Source organism: Pseudomonas sp. UBA5666 (genome assembly GCF_002420785.1).
Lineage (GTDB): Bacteria > Pseudomonadota > Gammaproteobacteria > Pseudomonadales > Pseudomonadaceae > Aquipseudomonas > Aquipseudomonas fulva.
On the sequence record NZ_DIIQ01000002.1, the window covers coordinates 194,963 to 213,255 of the forward strand.

Below are 18,293 nucleotides of genomic sequence, written 5' to 3' on the forward strand. Positions count from 1 at the left end.
ATTTTTTTACACAACACCTGCGTAAAAAATAAACGACGCAGTGCTCGCGATAGCGCTTTTCCAGAGAAATAGCGGATAATGCCGTGCCCCGATATGCAGCAAATCTGCCGTAGACGTGCCATTTCAGGGCATCATGGGGTTGGCTTGACATCAGTATGGCTTTTCGATTGACTGGTCCTGCAAGCCCCCCTTGATTGATATTTTTAACAACAAAGGTGTTGCATCATGTCGGTACCCCCGCGTGCCGTTCAGCTTAACGAAGCGAACGCGTTCCTTAAGGAACATCCTGAGGTTCTCTACGTTGACCTTCTGATTGCAGATATGAATGGTGTGGTGCGTGGCAAGCGCATAGAGCGCACCAGCCTCCACAAGGTTTACGAGAAAGGCATCAACCTGCCGGCCTCCCTGTTTGCACTGGATATCAATGGCTCCACCGTCGAAAGCACCGGGCTGGGCCTGGACATCGGCGATGCAGACCGCATCTGCTATCCGATCCCCGACACCCTCTCCAACGAGCCGTGGCAAAAGCGCCCGACTGCCCAGTTGCTGATGACCATGCACGAGCTCGAGGGCGAACCTTTCTTCGCCGACCCGCGTGAAGTACTGCGCCAGGTGGTGAGCAAGTTCGACGACATGGGCCTGACCATCTGCGCCGCCTTCGAGCTGGAGTTCTACCTGATTGACCAGGAGAACGTGAACGGCCGCCCACAGCCGCCGCGCTCGCCCATTTCCGGCAAGCGTCCGCAATCGACCCAGGTCTACCTGATCGATGACCTGGACGAGTATGCCGACTGCCTGCAAGACATCCTCGAAGGGGCCAAGGAACAGGGCATCCCTGCCGACGCCATCGTCAAGGAAAGCGCCCCGGCTCAGTTCGAAGTCAACCTGCACCATGTGCCAGACCCGCTCAAGGCGTGCGACTACGCCGTGCTGCTCAAGCGCCTGATCAAGAACATCGCCTACGACCATGAAATGGACACCACCTTCATGGCCAAGCCCTACCCAGGGCAGGCAGGCAATGGTCTGCATGTACACATTTCCGTGCTGGACAAAGATGGCAACAACATCTTCACCAGCGAGGATCCCGAGCAGAACGCCGCGCTACGTCATGCTGTCGGCGGTGTGCTCGAGACCCTGCCCGCGTCCATGGCGTTCCTGTGCCCGAACGTCAACTCCTATCGCCGCTTTGGCGCGCAGTTCTATGTGCCCAATGCGCCAAGCTGGGGCCTGGACAACCGCACCGTGGCGTTGCGCGTACCGACCGGATCCCCGGATGCCGTGCGCCTGGAGCACCGCGTGGCGGGTGCTGACGCCAACCCGTACCTGATGATGGCGGCCGTGTTGGCAGGCGTTCACCATGGCCTGACCAACAAGGTCGAGCCGGGCGAGCCTATCGAAGGCAACTCGTACGAGCAGCTGGAACAGAGCCTGCCGAACAACCTGCGTGATGCGCTGCGCGAGTTGGATGACAGCGAAATCCTGAACAAGTACATCGATCCGAAGTACATCGACATCTTCGTCGCGTGCAAGGAAAGCGAGCTGGAGGAGTTCGAACATTCGATATCCGACCTCGAGTACAACTGGTATCTGCACACCGTGTAAACCAGAACGCCGCCCTTGAAGGCGGCGTTTTCATTTCAGGCGCACAGGCGCAGAACGCCTCACCCCAACGGCTTTTCGAAGATTTTCGAATTGCGCTGGAAGTTGTACAGCGAAGCCCGTGCCGCCGGCAGCCGCTCGACACCACTGGGCGAGAAGCCGCGTTCGCGGAACCAGTGCGCCGTGCGTGTAGTGAGCACGAACAGGGTGCTCAACCCCATCTCCCGTGCCCGGCTTTCGATACGCGCCAGCAGCTCGTCCCCGCGCCCGCCATGGCGGTATTCCGGATTCACCGCCAGGCATGCCAGCTCGCCAGCATCGGACTCTGCAATCGGATACAGCGCTGCGCACGCGATGATCATGCCTTCGCGCTCCACCACACTGAACTGCTCGATTTCCCGCTCCAGCACTTCCCGTGAACGGCGCACCAGGATGCCCTGTTCTTCCAGCGGGCTGATCAGGTCGAGCAGGCCGCCGACGTCTTCGATGGTGGCCTCTCGCACGATCTCGAACTGCTCCTGGGACACCAGCGTACCGCCACCGCCCCGGGTGAACAGTTCGGTCAGCAGCGCGCCGTCCTCGGCATAGCTGACGATGTGACTGCGTGCCACGCCGCCTTTGCACGCCTCGGCAGCGGCATCGAGCAGCTCGGCCTGGTAATCACTGCCCAGGCGCTGCAAGTGCGGCGCAACCTGTTGTGGGCGCAGTTCGCGCACCAGGCGGCCATGCTCATCCAACAGACCAGGTGCTGCACCGAACAACACCAACTTCTCTGCACCCAGTTCGATGGCCGCACGGGTGGCCACGTCTTCGCAGGCGAGGTTGAAGATCTCGCCGGTTGGCGAATAGCCCAGCGGCGAGAGCAACACGATGGAGCGTTCGTCGAGCAGGCGGCTGATGCCCTTGCGGTCTACCCGACGCACTTCGCCGGTGTGATGAAAATCCACGCCTTCGAGCACGCCGATCGGCCGCGCGGTGACCAGGTTGCCGGAGGCCACCCGCAGGCGCGAGCCCTGCATGGGCGAGGCGGCGATGTCCATCGACAACCGCGCTTCGATGGCCAGGCGCAACGCGCCGACCGCGTCGATGACGCAATCCAGGGTAGCGGCATCGGTGATACGCAGGCCGTGGTGGTAATGCGCTGCCAGGCCACGTTCAGCCAGGCGGCTCTCGATCTGCGGACGAGAGCCGTGCACCAGGACCAGGCGTACCCCAAGGCTGTGCAGCAGCACCAGGTCGTGGACGATGTTGCCGAAGTTAGGGTGTTCGACCCCATCGCCGGGAAGCATCACCACGAAGGTGCAGTCGCGGTGGGCGTTGATGTAAGGAGAAGCGTGGCGTAGCCAGTTGACGTAATCGTGCATGACAGGGCCTGTGGATAAGTGGACGGAGAACGGCGTTACAGGGGCGTTCAGGATCATCGTCGGAACAGGCTTGCGGTCACGCGCGGTCTCCTCTAGGCAGAAACGAATGAATGGGGTGGACGTTTAATGCAGACAATAGTGCCCGATCAAGTCACGCAATAGACGCACGGTCGGCTCGATACGTGACATGTCCAGGTATTCGCCAGGCTGGTGTGCGCAGGCGATGTCACCAGGGCCGAGCACGATGGTCTGGCAGCCAAGCTGCTGAAGATAAGGTGCTTCGGTGCCGAATGCCACCGCTTCGGCACGGTGGCCGGTGAGCCGTTCTGCCACCTGGACGAGTTCACTGTCGGCCGCCTGTTCGAACGGCGGCACTTCGGGGAACAGCGGCGCGTAGTCGATACGCACGTCATGGCGCTCGGCCACCGGAACCAGTTTTGCACGGATGGCAGCGCGCAACTGCTCCACGTCCATGCCCGGCAATGGGCGCAGGTCGAACTCCAGGGCGCACTGACCGCAGATCCGGTTGGGGTTGTCGCCACCGTGAATGCAACCGAAGTTCATGGTGGGTGCCGGCACCGTGAACTGCGGGTTGTTATAGGCCTTCTGCCATTGCTGGCGCAGGCCCATCAGTTCGCCCATGACCGCATGCATGGCGTCCATGGCGCTACGGCCCAGGCTTGGGTCCGAGGAATGACCACTGCGCCCCAGGATGTCGATACGATCCATGAGAATGCCCTTGTGCATGCGGATCGGCCGCAGCCCGGTCGGCTCGCCGATGATCGCCGCGCGACCCAGGGGCTGGCCAGCATCGGCCAGGGCACGGGCGCCAGACATCGAGCTTTCCTCGTCGCAGGTGGCCAGAATCAGCAGCGGCTGCTTGAAGTCGTGCTGCAGCAACGGAATGACGGCTTCGATCACCAATGCGAAAAAGCCCTTCATGTCGCAACTACCAAGCCCCACCCAGCGACCCTCGACTTCGGTCAGCTTCAAAGGGTCGCTGCTCCAGAGCTGCTCGTCATAGGGCACGGTGTCGCTGTGGCCGGCCAGCACCAGGCCGCCCGGGCCGCTGCCGCGGCTGGCCAGCAGGTTGAACTTGCCGGGGGTCACCTGCTGAATGTCGCAGGTGAAGCCCAGATCGCCCAGCCAAGTAGCCAACAGGTCGATGACCTGACGGTTGGACTGGTCAAGCGAGGCCTGGGTGCAACTGACCGAAGGCGCGGCGATCAAGGCGGCAAATTGGTCTTTCAGCGTCGGCAACGGCATGCGTTTACTCCTCGGAAGCATTGCCCATCATAGGACCATCCGCCGTCTGGAATAAACCGTTGACGGCCTACTGCTGTAGACTCTGCATCGACCACGCCCCCTTTCGAGCCTGTGATGCCCAAAGAAACCGAACTCAAGCTGCGCGCCAGCCCCGAGACCCTCGCCGCCTTGCGCGAGCACCCGCTGCTGAAAAAGCGCAACAAGTCTGGCTGGCAGACCCGCGAACTGCTGAACCAGTATTTCGACACGCCTGAGCGCGCGCTGGCCGAGGCACGCGTTGCCCTGCGCCTGCGCCGTGACGGCGATACCGTCATCCAGACCCTCAAGTGCCGCGGAACCAGTGTGGCTGGCCTGTCCGAGCGCAACGAGCACGAATGGCAACTGGACAAGGTCAAGCTGGACCTCAAGAAGCTGGATGACAGCTGCTGGCCGGCGCAACTGGCCGACCTGGACAAGAAGACCATCAAACCGTTGTTCACCACCGATTTCACCCGCGAATATGCCGAAATCGCTTGGGGCCGTGGCAAGGCCAAGGTGGTGATCGAGGCTGCGCTGGACCAAGGCTTCGTAATTGCCGGCAAGCGCAAGGAAGCGATATGCGAGTTGGAACTGGAGCTGCGTGAAGGTGAGCCGGCGGCGCTGCTGGAACTGGCTGCCGAGCTGACCACAAGCGTTGCGCTGATGCCCTGCGATATCAGCAAGGCCGAGCGCGGCTATCGTCTGCTGGAGCCAGAGCGTTTCGAGCTGGACCTGAGCGTCGCCGACCTCGAAGCGGACATGGCCTTGGACGACGCCTATGCTGCGTTGGCCTGGCAACTGCTGGGCAACAGCCAGCGCCTGGCCGAGCAATACCGCCACAGCGGCCACTGGCGGTCGCTGCAGGACTGGGTGCAGAACCTCATCGAGCTGCGCGCAATCACCGCCAGCCTGGGCCAGGCCGCCCCCCGCGCGGCTACCCGTGACCTGCGCGCGCGCCTGGATGCCCTGCTCGAAGACTGGCGTCCACTGGTGCAAGCCGGCAACGATGACGAAGACATCCGCCGCGCCGCGCCCGAGCAGTTCGCAGAAGAGCTGGATGATCCTCGCTGGGGCCAGTTCTCCCTGGAAACCTCACGTTGGCTGTTGTCGCGTGCCTGGACTGCCGAACGCAAGGGCCGTGGCGAGCGCCAGGGCAAGGCGCTTCTGGCAAGCTGGCTTGCACACCTGATTGCCGAGGAAGGCCGCGCCCTGAAGTTGTCGCTGTACACCCAGCGCCCCGAGGACCTGGCAGAGCAACTGCCGCGCATCGAGCAATTGATGGCCTGGCTGCACCATGCCCGCCATGTGCTGGACGCACCACAAATGGACCGCCTGTACGGCGACATGAAGAAGTTGCACGAACTGGCTGAGCAACCGATCAGCGATGAGGTACTCGAAGCCCGCATCGAGCAGGCACGTGCCGTCGATCAGAGCCGTGGTTGGAAACATCTGCTCAAAGCGTGATGCCCTTAGCCCGATAGCGGCAGGCTGGTGGTGGACTTGATCTCTGAGAGGGCCACGATCGAGTTCACCTCCTGAATGCCGGGCACGTTCGAGAGCTTTTCGAAGAAGAACCGCTCGTACGCCTCGATGTCCGGGGTGACGATACGCAGCAGGAAGTCCACCGAGCCCATCAACACGTAGCACTCCAGTACTTCCGAAAACCCGCGAATCGCCTCCGTGAACTCGGTGAAGTTCGAACGGCCGTGGGCATTCAATTTTACTTCGGCGAATATTTGGGTGTTCAGCCCGATCTTCTTGCGGTCCAGCAAGGTGACCTGCCCGCGAATCACCCCCTCCTCTTTGAGCCGTTGAATCCGTCGCCAGCACGGCGATTGGGACAAGCCAATGCGTTCGGCGATCTGGGCGCTGGACAGCGAAGCGTCTTCTTGTAGCAACTCAAGGATACGACGGTCGTAAGCATCCAGTGCGCTGTGCATGAACAATTCTCCAGATCGACCCGCATCGATAATAGCTATGCAAAAAAAGACTCATTAGGTCGAATCTTAGCGAAAAAATTCCGGCCTAGGCATGCAAAACTTTCTGCATTCAACGAGGATAACGCATGAACTCACTGCCGCGTGCCGATGTATGGGCCAACAACAATGCCCACACCACCGTGCTGTATCGCTTGCAGGCCGAAGCCGAGCCCGACAGCTTGTGCCGGATACTCAATCAGTTCGCCTTGCAAATGCTCACACCGCACAGCATGCAGGTCACTCAACAGGATGACTGGTTGACCATCGACATCGGCATTGGCGGATTGAGCTGGCATCGCGCCGAGGTGATTGCTCAGAAACTGCGCAACATGGTGTGTGTGGCCGATGTGCACATGGCCCCGCAACACCGTGTGGAGCTGTCAGTAGTGCACGCCTAACGGCGCCTGCCAACGCATTGAGGCGCGGAGCAAGCGTCACCCTCAGGCAAAACCCTGAAACCCTTCCGATCCGGCTTGAGCGAAGGCTGAGCTAGCCTTGATCAGGTCTTCTTGATCAGGCACGGACGCCTCATGCATAACCCAGATACCCTGGCACTCGACCTGCACCGGGTGCTCGAAGCCCTGCTTATCGATCAGCGCCTGCATGCCAGCGATAGCGTGCGTGTCCTTGAGCAGGCCGTCGATCACCCCGCTGATCATCCGCTGGAGCAGGTGGCCGCCTGCAACCTTGTCGACCGCCTCCACCCGGGGCAGATACTGGACCTGGATCGGCTTTGCCAATGGCTGGCTGCCAAGGCGGGTCTGCCCTATCTGCGTATCGATCCGCTGCAAATCGACCTGCAGCAGGTGGCTGAGCTGGTGTCGCCGGCCTTTGCGCAAAACCACGGCATTCTCATCGTGGAGGCTGACGCCGCGAGCGTCACCGTGGCCAGCGCACAGCCCTATCAGTGCTGCTGGCAGGCCGATCTTGCCCTGAGCCTTGGACGAACCGTACGGCGGGTGCTCGCAAGCCCTGTGCAACTGCGTCAGGCCGGTGAACCCTTCCAGCGCCTGGCCCAGTCGGTGAAGGGCGCGCATCATCAGCAATCGAACCGCTTTAGCGAGCTCGAGCAGTGGCTGGAGCTGGGCAAACGCCACCTGCAGGCCAGTGCGGATGACGCGCACATCGTGCATATCGTCGACTGGCTGCTGCACTACGCGATCGACCAGCGCGCCAGCGACATCCATCTGGAGCCACGCCGCGACCAAGGGCACTTGCGCTATCGCATCGATGGCCTGTTGCACACCGTCTACGTGTTCCCCGGCGCAGTCATGGTGGCCCTGATCAGCCGCCTGAAGCACCTTGGGCGCATGGACGTCGCGGAAAAACGCAGGCCTCAGGATGGCCGACTGCAAAGCCGCCTGCCAAACGGTAACGAGGTGGAGCTCCGGTTGTCGACCCTGCCCACTGCCTTTGGTGAGAAGCTGGTTTTGCGCCTGTTCGACCCGCAGCAGTTGCACGAGAGCTTTGATCGGCTCGGCCTTCAGGGGCAGCAATTGAGCCATTGGCAAGGCCTGCTGCAACGGCGCCAGGGCATCATCCTGGTCACAGGGCCCACAGGCTCAGGCAAGACCAGCACGCTGTACGCCAGTCTCAAGCTGTTGGCCACCCCGCAGGTGAACCTGTGCACCATCGAGGACCCCATCGAACGGCTCGAACCCGCGTTCAACCAGTTTCAGGTGCAGCCGCCACTGGACCTGGGCTTTGCCAACGGCGTGCGCGCCATGCTGCGCCAGGACCCGGACATCATCATGATTGGCGAAATACGAGACCCCGATACCGCACGGGTGGCCGTGCAGGCCGCCCTTACCGGGCACCTGGTGCTGTCTACCCTGCACACCAACGACGCCTGTGCCGCAATTATCCGCCTGCAAGAACTGGGTGTGGCTGACTACCTGATCAAAGCGACGTTGATCGCGGTGATGGCTCAGCGGCTCGTGCGTACGGTGTGCAGCCAGTGCCAGGGGCGCGAGGCAGCCAGCTGCAGAACGTGCCGCGGCACGGGCTTTCACGGGCGTACAGGTTTGTTCGAATTACTCGAGCCTAGCGACAACCTGCGGGCTCTGATCGGCCCTGATACAGACCTTGCGCAATTGCGACGCCAAGCCCAGGCAGATGGTCTTGTGGACCTGCTCCGCTGCGGCGAAGCCAAGGTTGCGTGTGGGCGAACCCTGGCAGAAGAAGTCCTGCGTACATGCAGCTGATCAGAAGCGGCAAGCCCCGGAACTTGGCAGGCCCGCGAGCATCCAACCGCACATCTTCAACGCTCACCTTCGAGGTGTCTCATCATGCGTCTCAACACTGCCATCGCTGCCGCAGCCCTGCTCGCGCTGCCCGTGGGTTCGGCCATGGCCGATTCCTTCTGGCGTAATGTGATCTCTTCCGGGGCAACCACCGGCTCGACCTACCTGACCTCGCGCGACCACAAGTTGGTGATGGCGGCGCAGGATGATGCCGGCAGCTTCGTAGCCAGTGAAGGCGCTATCCGTGGGCCATTCCTGGAGTCGGCAATCAAGCAGGTGCGTGCGGAACATCCAGGCCTTCACGCGTCCGACATGGAACTGGCCAATGCCATTCTGGCCGAGCATGCAGTAGTCGACTGATCGATACAGCGCCGGCCCCATCGCTGGCAAGCTCGCGCCGGGAGGTCTTCACCCCCTGGCTGCGAGTGCTCATGCCAGTGATGGCCGGACGGCTTACTCGCCGATCACGGCCTTGTAGCCAGCCGCATCCAGCAGTTTATCCAGATCAGCCTGGCTGCTCGGCTTGAGCTTGAAGATCCATGCGTCGTAGGGCTGCTCGTTCAGTTGCTCAGGGCTGTCAGCCAATGCCTCGTTGACGGCGATCACTTCGCCACTGACCGGGGCATAGATGTCGGAAGCGGCCTTGACCGACTCCACGACACCGGCCGCGTCGCCTGCGGTGAACACCTTGCCCACCTCGGCCAGCTCGACGAACACCACGTCACCCAGCGCTTGCTGGGCATGGTCACTGATGCCTACCGTGACGGTACCGTCGGTTTCCAGGCGGGCCCATTCATGGCTTTCGGCAAAACGAAGTTCGGCGGGGATATTGCTCATGTCTTGAATTCCTCGATTGGCTCAGCGGTACGCCCGCCGTTTGATGATGGATCAGATCAGAATCTTGCCATGGCGCACGAAAGTCGGCCTGACCACGCGCACCGGGTACCATTTGCCACGAATTTCCACTTCGGCCCGGTCGCCCGTGGCCATGGGGACGCGTGCCAGGGCAATGGACTTGCTCAGCGTAGGTGAGAAACTACCACTGGTGATCTCCCCTTCGCCAATCCCCGCCACACGGACCACCTGGTGGGCACGCAGTACACCGCGCTCTTCCAGTACCAAACCCACGAGCTTTTCCTGTACGCCCCGCTCGATTTCCGCCAACAATGCCGCGCGCCCGATGAAGTTTCGGCTCGCCGGCTCCCAGGCGATGCTCCAGCCCAGGTTGCACGACAACGGCGTGTGCTGCTCGTCGATGTCCTGCCCGTAAAGGTGCATGCCGGCTTCGAGCCGTAACGTGTCGCGAGCCCCCAAGCCGCTGGGTGCAATACCGGCGCCGACCAGGTCGTTGAAAAAGGTCACGGCCTGGTCACCCGGAAAGATCATCTCCAAGCCATCTTCGCCGGTGTAGCCGGTGCGCGCGATGAACCACTCCCCGTCCATCACGCCTTCGAAGGGGCGTAGCGTGCGTATCAGCGCGGCCCGCGAGGCACTGACCAAAGCAGCTACCTTCTCGCGCGCGTTCGGGCCCTGAACGGCAAGAATGGCGAGGTCCGGACGAACCTGAACGTCGACGGCAAGCCCGTCACGCTGCTGGTCCAGCCACGCGAGCACCCGGGCTCGGGTAGCTGCGTTGGTGACCAGGCGGTAACCCGTCGCCGTGCGGTAGGCGATCAAGTCGTCGATCACCCCGCCCTGCTCATGCAACATGGGGCTGTAAAGTGCCTTGCCAACCTGATCGAGCCGGGCGACATCGTTAGCCAGCAACCGCTGCAACCAGGCCGTGGCCGCATCGCCCTGAATATCAATGACGGTCATGTGGGAAACGTCGAAGACCCCACAGTCACTGCGCACCTGGTGGTGCTCATCGACCTGCGAGCCATAATGCAGCGGCATGTCCCAGCCACCGAAATCGACCGTCTTGGCGCCAAGCGCCAGATGCAGGTCGTACAAAAGCGTGCGCTGTCCCATGGGTTTCTCCTTCCGGGCGTGGCGAAGCGGCAGCAGTGGAGGGCTCATGGCCTTCAGCTGTGTGAACAGCGTTGTTTTGATTGCCTGCTGCGCGAGTGCCGCGCATTGTAGCGGCAAGGGCGCATGCTGGCACCCTTAGCAGGAATGGCCGGGCCTGCGCGCCGAGCGGCGGATCAGGCCAATGACCGGCAGCAGCCCTACCACCACCAGCGTCAATGCTGGCAGCGACGCCCGCGCCCATTCACCCTCGCTGGTCATCTCGAACACCCGTACCGCCAGCGTATCCCAGCCAAATGGGCGCATCAGCAGGGTTGCCGGCATTTCCTTCAGCACATCGACGAACACCAGCAACGACGCGCTCAGTGCGCCTGGCAACAGCAGCGGCAAGTACACCTTGATGAACAGCCCTACCCCGCCCACACCCAGGCTGCGTGATGCCTGCGGCAGCGAGGGACGAATCCGATCCAGGCTGCTCTCCAGCGGGCCGTATGCCACGGCGATGAAGCGAATGACATAGGCCAGCAGCAACGCCGCAAGGCTGCCCAGCAGCAATGGCCTGCCAGCGCCTCCCAACCAGCTGGACAGCGGCGCGACGACCTGACTGTCCAGGTAACTGAAGGCCAGCATGATCGACACCGCCAGTACCGAGCCGGGCAAGGCATAGCCCAGGTTGGCAAGCCCTACGCCGATGCGGATACCCGGTGTAGGTGCCTGGCGACGGGCGAAGGCCAGCAGCAGCGCCACGCAGACCGTCACCAGCGCTGCAACGCCGCCCAGGTACAGGGTGTGGAGCACCAGGCCGATGTAGCGATCATCCAGATCATGGCGCCCGCGCTGCCAGAACCACACCAGCAGTTGCAGCAATGGGATGACAAATGCGCAGGCGAAGACCAACAGGCACCAGCCGCTGGCCAGCAGCGCCTTGCCACCCTGCAGTCGGTACAGCGCCTGGCCTCTGGGGCGTTCACTGGCGCTGTGGTTGGCGCCCCGCGCACGGCGCTCACCGTACAGCACCAGCATGACGGCCAGCAGCAGCAAACTGGCTAATTGCGCAGCGCTGGAAAGGCTGAAGAAGCCATACCAGGTCTTGTAGATGGCGGTCGTGAACGTGTCGAAATTGAAGACCGCCACGGCGCCGAAGTCAGCGAGGGTTTCCATCAGGGCCAAGGCGATACCCGCCCCAATGGCAGGCCGCGCCATGGGTAGGGCCACACGCCAGAATGCCTGCCAGGGGGAGAGCCCCAATACCCGGGCGGCCTCCATCAACCCTTTGCCCTGGGCAAGGAACGCTGTGCGTGCCAGCAGGTAAACATAGGGATAGAAGACCAGCACCAGCACGGTGATCACGCCGCCGGTGGAGCGCACCCGTGGCAGGCGCATGGGCCCGAAAGCCTCACGCAGGGCACTCTGCACTGGGCCGGCGAAGTCCAGCAAACCTACGAAGACGAAGGCCAAGACGTACGCCGGAATGGCGAACGGCAACATCAGCGCCCAATCCAGCCAGCGGCGGCCCGGAAACTCGCACAGGCTGGTGAGCCAGGCCAGGCTGACACCGAGCAAGGAGACGCCCAGACCGACCCCCACCACCAAGGTGGCGGTGTTACCCAGCAAGCGCCCCATCTGCGTGTCGAGCAGGTGGGACCAGATCTGCAGGTCGATCGACTGCCACGACAACAGCAGCACGCTCAGGGGCAGCAGCACGAGGCCAGCGATCAGGGTGACGGGGAGGTACCAGCGACGACGGTGGGTGTAGGGCACTTTAGATCTCTATGACGGGCCGCAGCTCGACCCACGAAGAGGCCTTTGCAGGCCTCTCGAGCGGGATGTGGCGCTCAGTTCCAGCCGGCACGGTCCATCAGGCGGATGGCTTGGGCCTGTCGCTTGCCGGCCACTTCCACCGCAATGCTGTCGGCCTTGAAGTCGCCCCACGCGGCGACTTCGTCCGAAGGCTTGACCTGAGGGTTGGCCGGGAACTCCTGATTGAGGTCGGCGAACAACTTCTGCGCCTGTTCACCGGTCATCCATTCCACCAGTTTCGTTGCGGCCTCAGGATGAGGCGCGTGCTTGGTCAGGCCGATGCCGGAGAGGTTCACGTGCACGCCACGGTCTTGCTGGTTGGGCCAGAAAATCTTCACCGGCAGGTTAGGATTCTGCTTGTGCAGCCGGCCGTAGTAGTAAGTATTCACAACACCCACGTCGCACTGACCCGCCTCGACGGCCTGGATCACTGCGTTGTCATCCGAGAACACGTCGGTGGAGAGGTTGTTGACCCAACCCTTGACGATCTGCTCGGCCTTCGCTTCGCCGTGGCTTTCGATCAAGGTGGCGGTCAGGGACTGGTTGTACACCTTCTTCGCCGTGCGCAGGCACAGCCGACCTTCCCACTGCTTGTCTGCCAGGGCTTCATAGGTGCTGAGCTCCGACGGCTTGACCCGTTCGGTGGAGTAGATGATGGTACGCGCCCTCAGGCTCAGGCCGGTCCAGTCGTGGGACGAGGCACGGTACTGAGGCGGGATGTTGCGCTCGATGATGTCGGATCGGATCGGCTGCAGGATGCCCATCTGCTCTGCCTGCCACAGATTGCCTGCATCGACGGTGAGCAGAAGATCCGCCACACCGTGCTCGCCCTCGGCCTTGATGCGCTGCATCAGGGGAGCTTCCTTGTCGGTGATGAACTTGACCTTGACGCCGGTCTCGGCCGTGTAGGCGTCGAACACCGGCTTGATCAGCTCATCGATACGCGAGGAGTAGACCACGACCTCGTCAGCGGCCTGCACGGTACCACCGACAACGCTCAGGGCCAGGGCGGCCAGTAGGGACTTGCGTGGCAACATGGAAGGCGCTCCTCGATCGAATAGAGAGGCGCAGATGGTAGTGAATCCCATTTGAAGGCTCACCCCCATTGCCGTTACTGGATGTTGCAATGTGCCAGGGCCCGCCACGCATCCGCTCTCGCCAACGCGCCAAGAGCAGCCTTTACACCTTGGCCAAATCCGGCAAATCGCCACTCAAGCCCAGTGCCTGTCGCACGAACACAGCCTTGGCCTCTGGCAGCTGCTCAACCAGCTTCAAGCCACTGTTGCGCAGCCAACGCAGCGGCAACTTGTCGGCCTGGAACAACCGCTCGAACCCTTCCATGGCTGCCATCAACGCCAGGTTGTGCGGCATGCGACGACGCTCATAGCGGCTCAGCACCTTGACATCGGCCAGCCTTTCTCCGCGCTTGCAGGCATCCACCAGGACTTCGGCCAGTACCGCCGCGTCAAGGAACCCCAGGTTCACCCCCTGCCCTGCCAGCGGATGAATGGTGTGGGCCGCATCACCGATCAGCGCAAGGCCGGGTTCCACGTAGCGTTTTGCATGTCGCTGGCGCAGCGGTACGCACAGCCGCGGGTCAGCCTGCAGCACCGTCCCGAGGCGGCCTTCGAATGCACGCTCCAGCGCCTTGAGGAAGGCTGGCTCATCCAGCGCCATCAGCCGCTCGGCCTCGGCCGGCGTGGTTGACCACACGATCGAGCACCAGTCCTGTTTGCCGTCGCGGGTCAATGGCAGGAAGGCGAGCGGACCATCGTCGGTGAAACGTTGCCAGGCGGTGGCCTGGTGATCCTGAGCGCAACGCACGCTGGTGACGATGGCATGGTGCAAGTAGTCCCACTCGCGCGTTTCACAACCTGCCAGGCGGCGAACCGCGGAATGAGCACCGTCGGCTGCGACGACCAGCGGCGCACGCAGCTGCCGGCCGTCGTGCAGCGTCATCAGCCAGTCGTCGCCGGAATGGCGCAGCTGTTCCATGCGCGCATTGGGCAACAGGCCAATGTCGCTGTCGTGCAGGCGCTCGAGCAAGGCATCCTGGACCACTTTGTTCTCGACGATATGGCCCAGCACCTGCGCATGCACGCTGGCGGCGGAAAAGTGGATCTGCCCGGTGCCGCTGCCATCCCATACCTGCATATCCGAATAGGGCGTCGCGCGCCGCCGTGCGATGCCTTCCCAAGCCCCCAGGCGGTCGAGAATACGCTGGCTGGCGGCCGACAACGCGCTGACCCGCGGCTCGAACGGCCCCTGGGCGTCGAACGGCCTGACGGCCAGGGGACCGCCATCGAGCAGCAGCACCTGCAAACCGCTATGGCGCAAGGCGAGCGCCAGCGCGCTGCCGACCATACCGGCACCTACGATCAGAACATCTGCGCGTGTTTCCATGCCTTACGCCAGCCTCGCTTGCGGCTTGAGCCGCACGTATAGGGTTTTATCGACCCGCGCCACCAGTTCACCTGCGCCGTCGCGGATATCGACCTGCAAACGGGGCAGGCATTTCTTGCCGGTGGCGGTCTGCTGGCGGATGTCGTCCAGCAGCGCGTCATCGACATGGAACTCGGCATACACCGGGCCCTTGCCAGGGGTGATGAAATCGATGCTGGCGGCCTTGTCCCAGACGATGTAGTCGCGCCCCAGCCGCTCGATGAGCAAGAGCATGTAGAACGGATCGACCATGGCATAGAGGCTGCCACCGAACTGGGTGCCCACGTAATTGCGGTTCCAGCGGGTGAGTTTCATCGCCACCCGGATGCTGCGCATGTCAGGGCTGATGTGCTGCACACGGATACCGGCGCCCAAGTAGGGCGGATACAGGTTCAGCATCCAGCGCAGAACGCGCGCACGCCGGGCCAGTTTGCGCGGGTTGCTCATGCCTTGCCCCGTACATCGGAACGCGTACCCAGGCCCATGGCCTGGCGGGCGAACCAGCTTTTGGCCGGTGGAAGCAGGTCCAGGCCCAGCAAACCCAGGTTACGGCCCGCGGCGAGCAAAGGCTGGCCGCTGCCGAACAACCGTGTTACCTGATCGGAAAACCCGATGGTGAGCGTTTGATCCAGGCGCTGGCGCTTACCGTAAGCCCGCAAGGTCGCAAGGTCGCCTGGCCGCTGCGGCCCTGCAAGCAGCGCCTCGGCAAGGGACTGCACATCCCGCAGCGACAGGTTGAACCCCTGGCCTGCGATGGGGTGCAGGCTGTGTGCGGCGTTGCCCAGCACAACCAGGTGGGGGCGGATCTGCTCCTGCGCCTCGATCAGCGACAGCGGGTACAGGTGCCGCACGCCTACCTGGCGAAGGGTCCCCAGGCGGTAACCGAAGACGCCCTGCAATTCACGCAGGAAATTGCGCTCATCCATGTCGGCCAGGCGCTGCGCATCCATGCCCTGCCGTGTCCAGACCAGCGCGCAGCGGTTTTCCGGTAACGGCAGCAAGGCCATGGGACCGGCTTCGGTGAAGCGCTCGAAGGCCTGGCCGCGGTGAGGCTCGCCGGGGGTGATGTTGGCGATCAATGCACTCTGCTCATAAGGCGTGTGGCAGACGTGAATGCCCAGTTGCTCACGCAGCCCCGAGCGCCCACCATCGGCCAGCACCGCCAGGTCGCAGTCAATGTGCGTGTCGTCATTGAGGCGCAAGCGGTAACCGCCCTCTATAGCCTGCATCGACGTCACTTCGGCCGGGCAGCGCCAGCTGACCACATCGCTGTCCAGGCCCTGCCAGAGGCATTGCCCGAGCCAGGCATTCTCGACCACGTAGCCCAGGGCCGGAACACCTTCCTCCCTCGCGTCCAGGCGGGTGGCACCAAAGCGTCCTCGGTCCGAGACGTGAATCTGTGCGATCGGTTCAGCACGCCGCTCGATGGCAGGCCACAGGCCCAGTCGATCGTAGATCTGGCGGGTCCCGAACGACAGTGCCGAGGACCGCGCATCGTAGCTGGGCTGGAAGCTGTCGCCGGGGGCAAAGGGTTCGATGAGAAGGATTTTCCAACCACGCGCCTTGGCGCCTGCCTGCAGGGTCAGCGCCAGGCTGGCCCCAACCAGCCCGCCGCCGATGATAGCGAGATTCACCTGGGTCATAGGCTGGCCTGACGCGCGTCGTGCATCAACGCCTCGATCTCGGCGACGGTGCGGGGAACGCCCGATGTCAGGATTTCACAGCCTTGCCTGGTGACCACCACATCATCCTCGATCCGAATGCCGATGCCGCGCCATTTCTTGGCCACGCTTTCATTGTCGGCTGCTATGTAAATGCCGGGCTCGACCGTCAAGGCCATGCCTGGCTCGAGCACCCGCCACTCACCGCCCACCTTGTAATCGCCCACGTCATGCACATCCATGCCCAGCCAGTGGCCGGCACGGTGCATGTAGAACGCCCGGTACGCCTCGCTCTCGATCAACGACTGCACGTCACCCTTGAGCAGGCCCAGCTCAACCAGCCCTTCGGTGATCACCCGCACGGTGGCTTCATGGGCATGGTTCCAGTGCTTGCCCGGGGCGATTTCGGCAAACGCCGCTGCCTGGGCGCTCAGAACAAGCTCATAGATAGCCTTCTGCTCGGATGAAAACCGCCCACTGACGGGAAACGTGCGGGTGATGTCACTGGCATAGCAATCGATTTCGCAGCCCGCGTCGATCAGGACCAGGTCGCCCTCCTTGAGCGGCGCGTCGTTCTGCTGGTAATGCAGGATGCAACCATTGCGCCCTGCGGCGACGATCGACCCATACGCCGGCATCTTTGCCCCGCCCTGGCGGAAGGCGTAATCGAGTTCGGCTTCAAGGCTGTACTCATGAAGGCCCGGGCGGCAAGCCTGCATCGCCCGCACATGGGCCTTGGCAGAAATCTCGGCGGCCGTGCGCATCACTTTCACTTCCGCCGCCGATTTATACAGGCGCATGTCGTGCAGCAGGTGATCCAGGGCAACGAATTCGTTCGGGGGCTGTGCACCGAGGCGGGCCTTGGAGCGAATCACGTTGATCCAGTCCATCAACCTGCGATCGAATTCGGGATTGCTGCCCATGGCGCTGTAGACGCGTTCGCGGCCTTCGATCAGCCCCGGCAGGATCTCGTCGATGTCGGCGATGGGAAACGCATCGTCAGCGCCAAAATCGCGCACCGCACCCTCCTGGCCGGCCCGCAAGCCGTCCCACAGCTCGCGCTCAGGGTTGCGCTCGCGGCAGAACATCACGTATTCGCCATGCTCGCGGCCAGGTATCAACGCAATCACCGCCTCGGGCTCGGGAAAACCACTGAGGTATTGAAAGTCGCTGTCCTGGCGATACACGTGCTCGACATCACGGTTGCGGATGGCAACGGCGGCGGCAGGCAAGATGGCAATGCTGTTGGGGACCATCTGCGCCATCAGCGCCTTGCGCCGGCGGGCATATTCGGCCTTGGGAATGCGGCTCATGGGCAGACTACCCCGTGGTTCAGTGCAGAGAAGGCTTGGGCGCAGGCGCCGCAGGCTTGGCCAGTTCGGAAAACAGCAGCAACGGCGCGACGCGCAGGTATTCCATCACTTCCATGTAGTCGCTTTCGCCGTCTTCGGATTCTTCCAGCGCTTCCTGGACCTGGGAGATGGCCACCAGGTCCTGGAGCACTTCCTTGGCCTCGATGGACAGGTCCTTGCCACCGGCGTTCAGGCCGAAGCCTGTGATGAAGCCCTGGCACCACTGCCCCAGGGCGGTGGCGCGATCGGTCAGCGCAGCGTCGTCGGACGGCAGCAGCAGCACGATGGCCATATCGTCGCTGGTAAGCTCGCCCTTGACCATTTCCTGCAGGCCAATCAGGGCATTACGCACAGCGTCTTGCGGTTCGGTTTCCAGCAACTGGGCCGCATCGGCCAGCCAGCCGTCGGCATCGAAGCCGGCGCCCGCACAGCTGCGGCCGATGAGCAGGCCGTGCAGTTCGGCGGGTGTGACGGGGTGGCCATTGCTGGAAAGCAGCATGGCGAAGGCAACGTAGGGCGATTGAGTATTGGGCATGGGCTGCTAGGCGCCGGAGGGCGCAATGACTAGAATGAAGGCCTTGTATCCTAGCACCGGCAGGCG

Annotated in this window: 17 protein-coding genes; 5 read left to right on the forward strand and 12 right to left on the reverse strand. The window is 62.8% G+C overall.

Annotated features, from left to right (window positions below; all coding sequences use genetic code 11):
* Positions 1–225: 225 nt before the first annotated feature.
* Positions 226–1,602, forward strand: a complete 1,377-nt coding sequence (locus B2Y33_RS01105; protein ID WP_023532636.1) for a glutamine synthetase family protein — start codon at positions 226–228, stop codon at positions 1,600–1,602.
* A 59-nt stretch (positions 1,603–1,661) separates the two neighbouring features.
* Here B2Y33_RS01105 and argA read toward each other — a convergent pair whose 3' ends face one another.
* Together argA and argE are read right to left on the reverse strand one after the other, a co-directional pair.
* The gene (argA, locus tag B2Y33_RS01110) at positions 1,662–2,963 is read right to left on the reverse strand and encodes an amino-acid N-acetyltransferase (protein WP_027913437.1); all 1,302 of its coding nucleotides are present in this window, start codon (positions 2,961–2,963) and stop codon (positions 1,662–1,664) included.
* 123 nt (positions 2,964–3,086) lie between these two features.
* Positions 3,087–4,229, reverse strand: coding sequence for an acetylornithine deacetylase (gene argE, locus B2Y33_RS01115; RefSeq protein WP_028686748.1), 1,143 nt, complete (start codon positions 4,227–4,229; stop codon positions 3,087–3,089).
* A 114-nt stretch (positions 4,230–4,343) separates the two neighbouring features.
* Between argE and B2Y33_RS01120 the strand changes: the two genes are divergently transcribed.
* Positions 4,344–5,711 carry a CYTH domain-containing protein gene (locus B2Y33_RS01120; RefSeq protein ID WP_059183544.1) on the forward strand — a complete coding sequence of 456 codons (1,368 nt, stop codon included), beginning with the start codon at positions 4,344–4,346 and terminating at the stop codon, positions 5,709–5,711.
* Positions 5,712–5,716: 5 nt separating this feature from the next.
* Here B2Y33_RS01120 and B2Y33_RS01125 read toward each other — a convergent pair whose 3' ends face one another.
* Positions 5,717–6,187 (reverse strand): Lrp/AsnC family transcriptional regulator, encoded by a 471-nt coding sequence (locus B2Y33_RS01125; protein WP_027913434.1) that lies wholly within the window; start codon positions 6,185–6,187, stop codon positions 5,717–5,719.
* Positions 6,188–6,312: 125 nt separating this feature from the next.
* Between B2Y33_RS01125 and B2Y33_RS01130 the strand changes: the two genes are divergently transcribed.
* The 3 genes from B2Y33_RS01130 to B2Y33_RS01140 all read left to right on the forward strand — a co-directional run bounded on the left by B2Y33_RS01130 (position 6,313) and on the right by B2Y33_RS01140 (position 8,829).
* Entirely contained in the window at positions 6,313–6,624 is a 312-nt protein-coding gene (locus B2Y33_RS01130) for a hypothetical protein (RefSeq protein WP_027913433.1), read from the forward strand.
* Positions 6,625–6,756: 132 nt separating this feature from the next.
* Positions 6,757–8,430, forward strand: a complete 1,674-nt coding sequence (locus B2Y33_RS01135) for a GspE/PulE family protein (RefSeq protein WP_206405102.1) — start codon at positions 6,757–6,759, stop codon at positions 8,428–8,430.
* An 84-nt stretch (positions 8,431–8,514) separates the two neighbouring features.
* The gene (locus B2Y33_RS01140; protein WP_028686750.1) at positions 8,515–8,829 is read left to right on the forward strand and encodes a DUF2388 domain-containing protein; all 315 of its coding nucleotides are present in this window, start codon (positions 8,515–8,517) and stop codon (positions 8,827–8,829) included.
* Positions 8,830–8,922: 93 nt separating this feature from the next.
* Here the strand turns inward: B2Y33_RS01140 and gcvH are convergent, their stop codons facing one another.
* The 9 genes from gcvH to B2Y33_RS01185 form a co-directional block, all read right to left on the reverse strand.
* Complete coding sequence (gene gcvH / locus B2Y33_RS01145; RefSeq protein ID WP_028686751.1) at positions 8,923–9,306, reverse strand: glycine cleavage system protein GcvH; 384 nt, start codon at positions 9,304–9,306, stop codon at positions 8,923–8,925.
* A gap of 51 nt (positions 9,307–9,357) precedes the next feature.
* A complete protein-coding gene (gcvT, locus tag B2Y33_RS01150) occupies positions 9,358–10,440 on the reverse strand; it encodes a glycine cleavage system aminomethyltransferase GcvT (protein WP_104926625.1) in 1,083 nt (360 codons plus the stop codon).
* Positions 10,441–10,575: 135 nt separating this feature from the next.
* A complete protein-coding gene (locus tag B2Y33_RS01155; protein ID WP_027913428.1) occupies positions 10,576–12,198 on the reverse strand; it encodes an ABC transporter permease in 1,623 nt (540 codons plus the stop codon).
* Positions 12,199–12,272: 74 nt separating this feature from the next.
* Positions 12,273–13,274 (reverse strand): extracellular solute-binding protein, encoded by a 1,002-nt coding sequence (locus tag B2Y33_RS01160; RefSeq protein ID WP_028686754.1) that lies wholly within the window; start codon positions 13,272–13,274, stop codon positions 12,273–12,275.
* Between the two features lie 142 nt (positions 13,275–13,416).
* Positions 13,417–14,640, reverse strand: a complete 1,224-nt coding sequence (locus B2Y33_RS01165) for a 2-octaprenyl-3-methyl-6-methoxy-1,4-benzoquinol hydroxylase (protein WP_027913426.1) — start codon at positions 14,638–14,640, stop codon at positions 13,417–13,419.
* Between the two features lie 3 nt (positions 14,641–14,643).
* Positions 14,644–15,126: a DUF4442 domain-containing protein gene (locus B2Y33_RS01170; protein WP_027913425.1), complete on the reverse strand. Its 483-nt coding sequence runs from the start codon at positions 15,124–15,126 to the stop codon at positions 14,644–14,646.
* Positions 15,123–16,322, reverse strand: coding sequence for a 2-octaprenyl-6-methoxyphenyl hydroxylase (ubiH, locus tag B2Y33_RS01175; protein WP_027913424.1), 1,200 nt, complete (start codon positions 16,320–16,322; stop codon positions 15,123–15,125). The genes B2Y33_RS01170 and ubiH overlap by 4 nt, the downstream gene beginning before the upstream one ends.
* Entirely contained in the window at positions 16,319–17,653 is a 1,335-nt protein-coding gene (gene pepP / locus B2Y33_RS01180) for a Xaa-Pro aminopeptidase (protein WP_028686758.1), read from the reverse strand. The genes ubiH and pepP overlap by 4 nt, the downstream gene beginning before the upstream one ends.
* Before the next feature lie 19 nt (positions 17,654–17,672).
* Complete coding sequence (locus tag B2Y33_RS01185; protein WP_027913422.1) at positions 17,673–18,227, reverse strand: YecA family protein; 555 nt, start codon at positions 18,225–18,227, stop codon at positions 17,673–17,675.
* Positions 18,228–18,293: the final 66 nt, after the last annotated feature.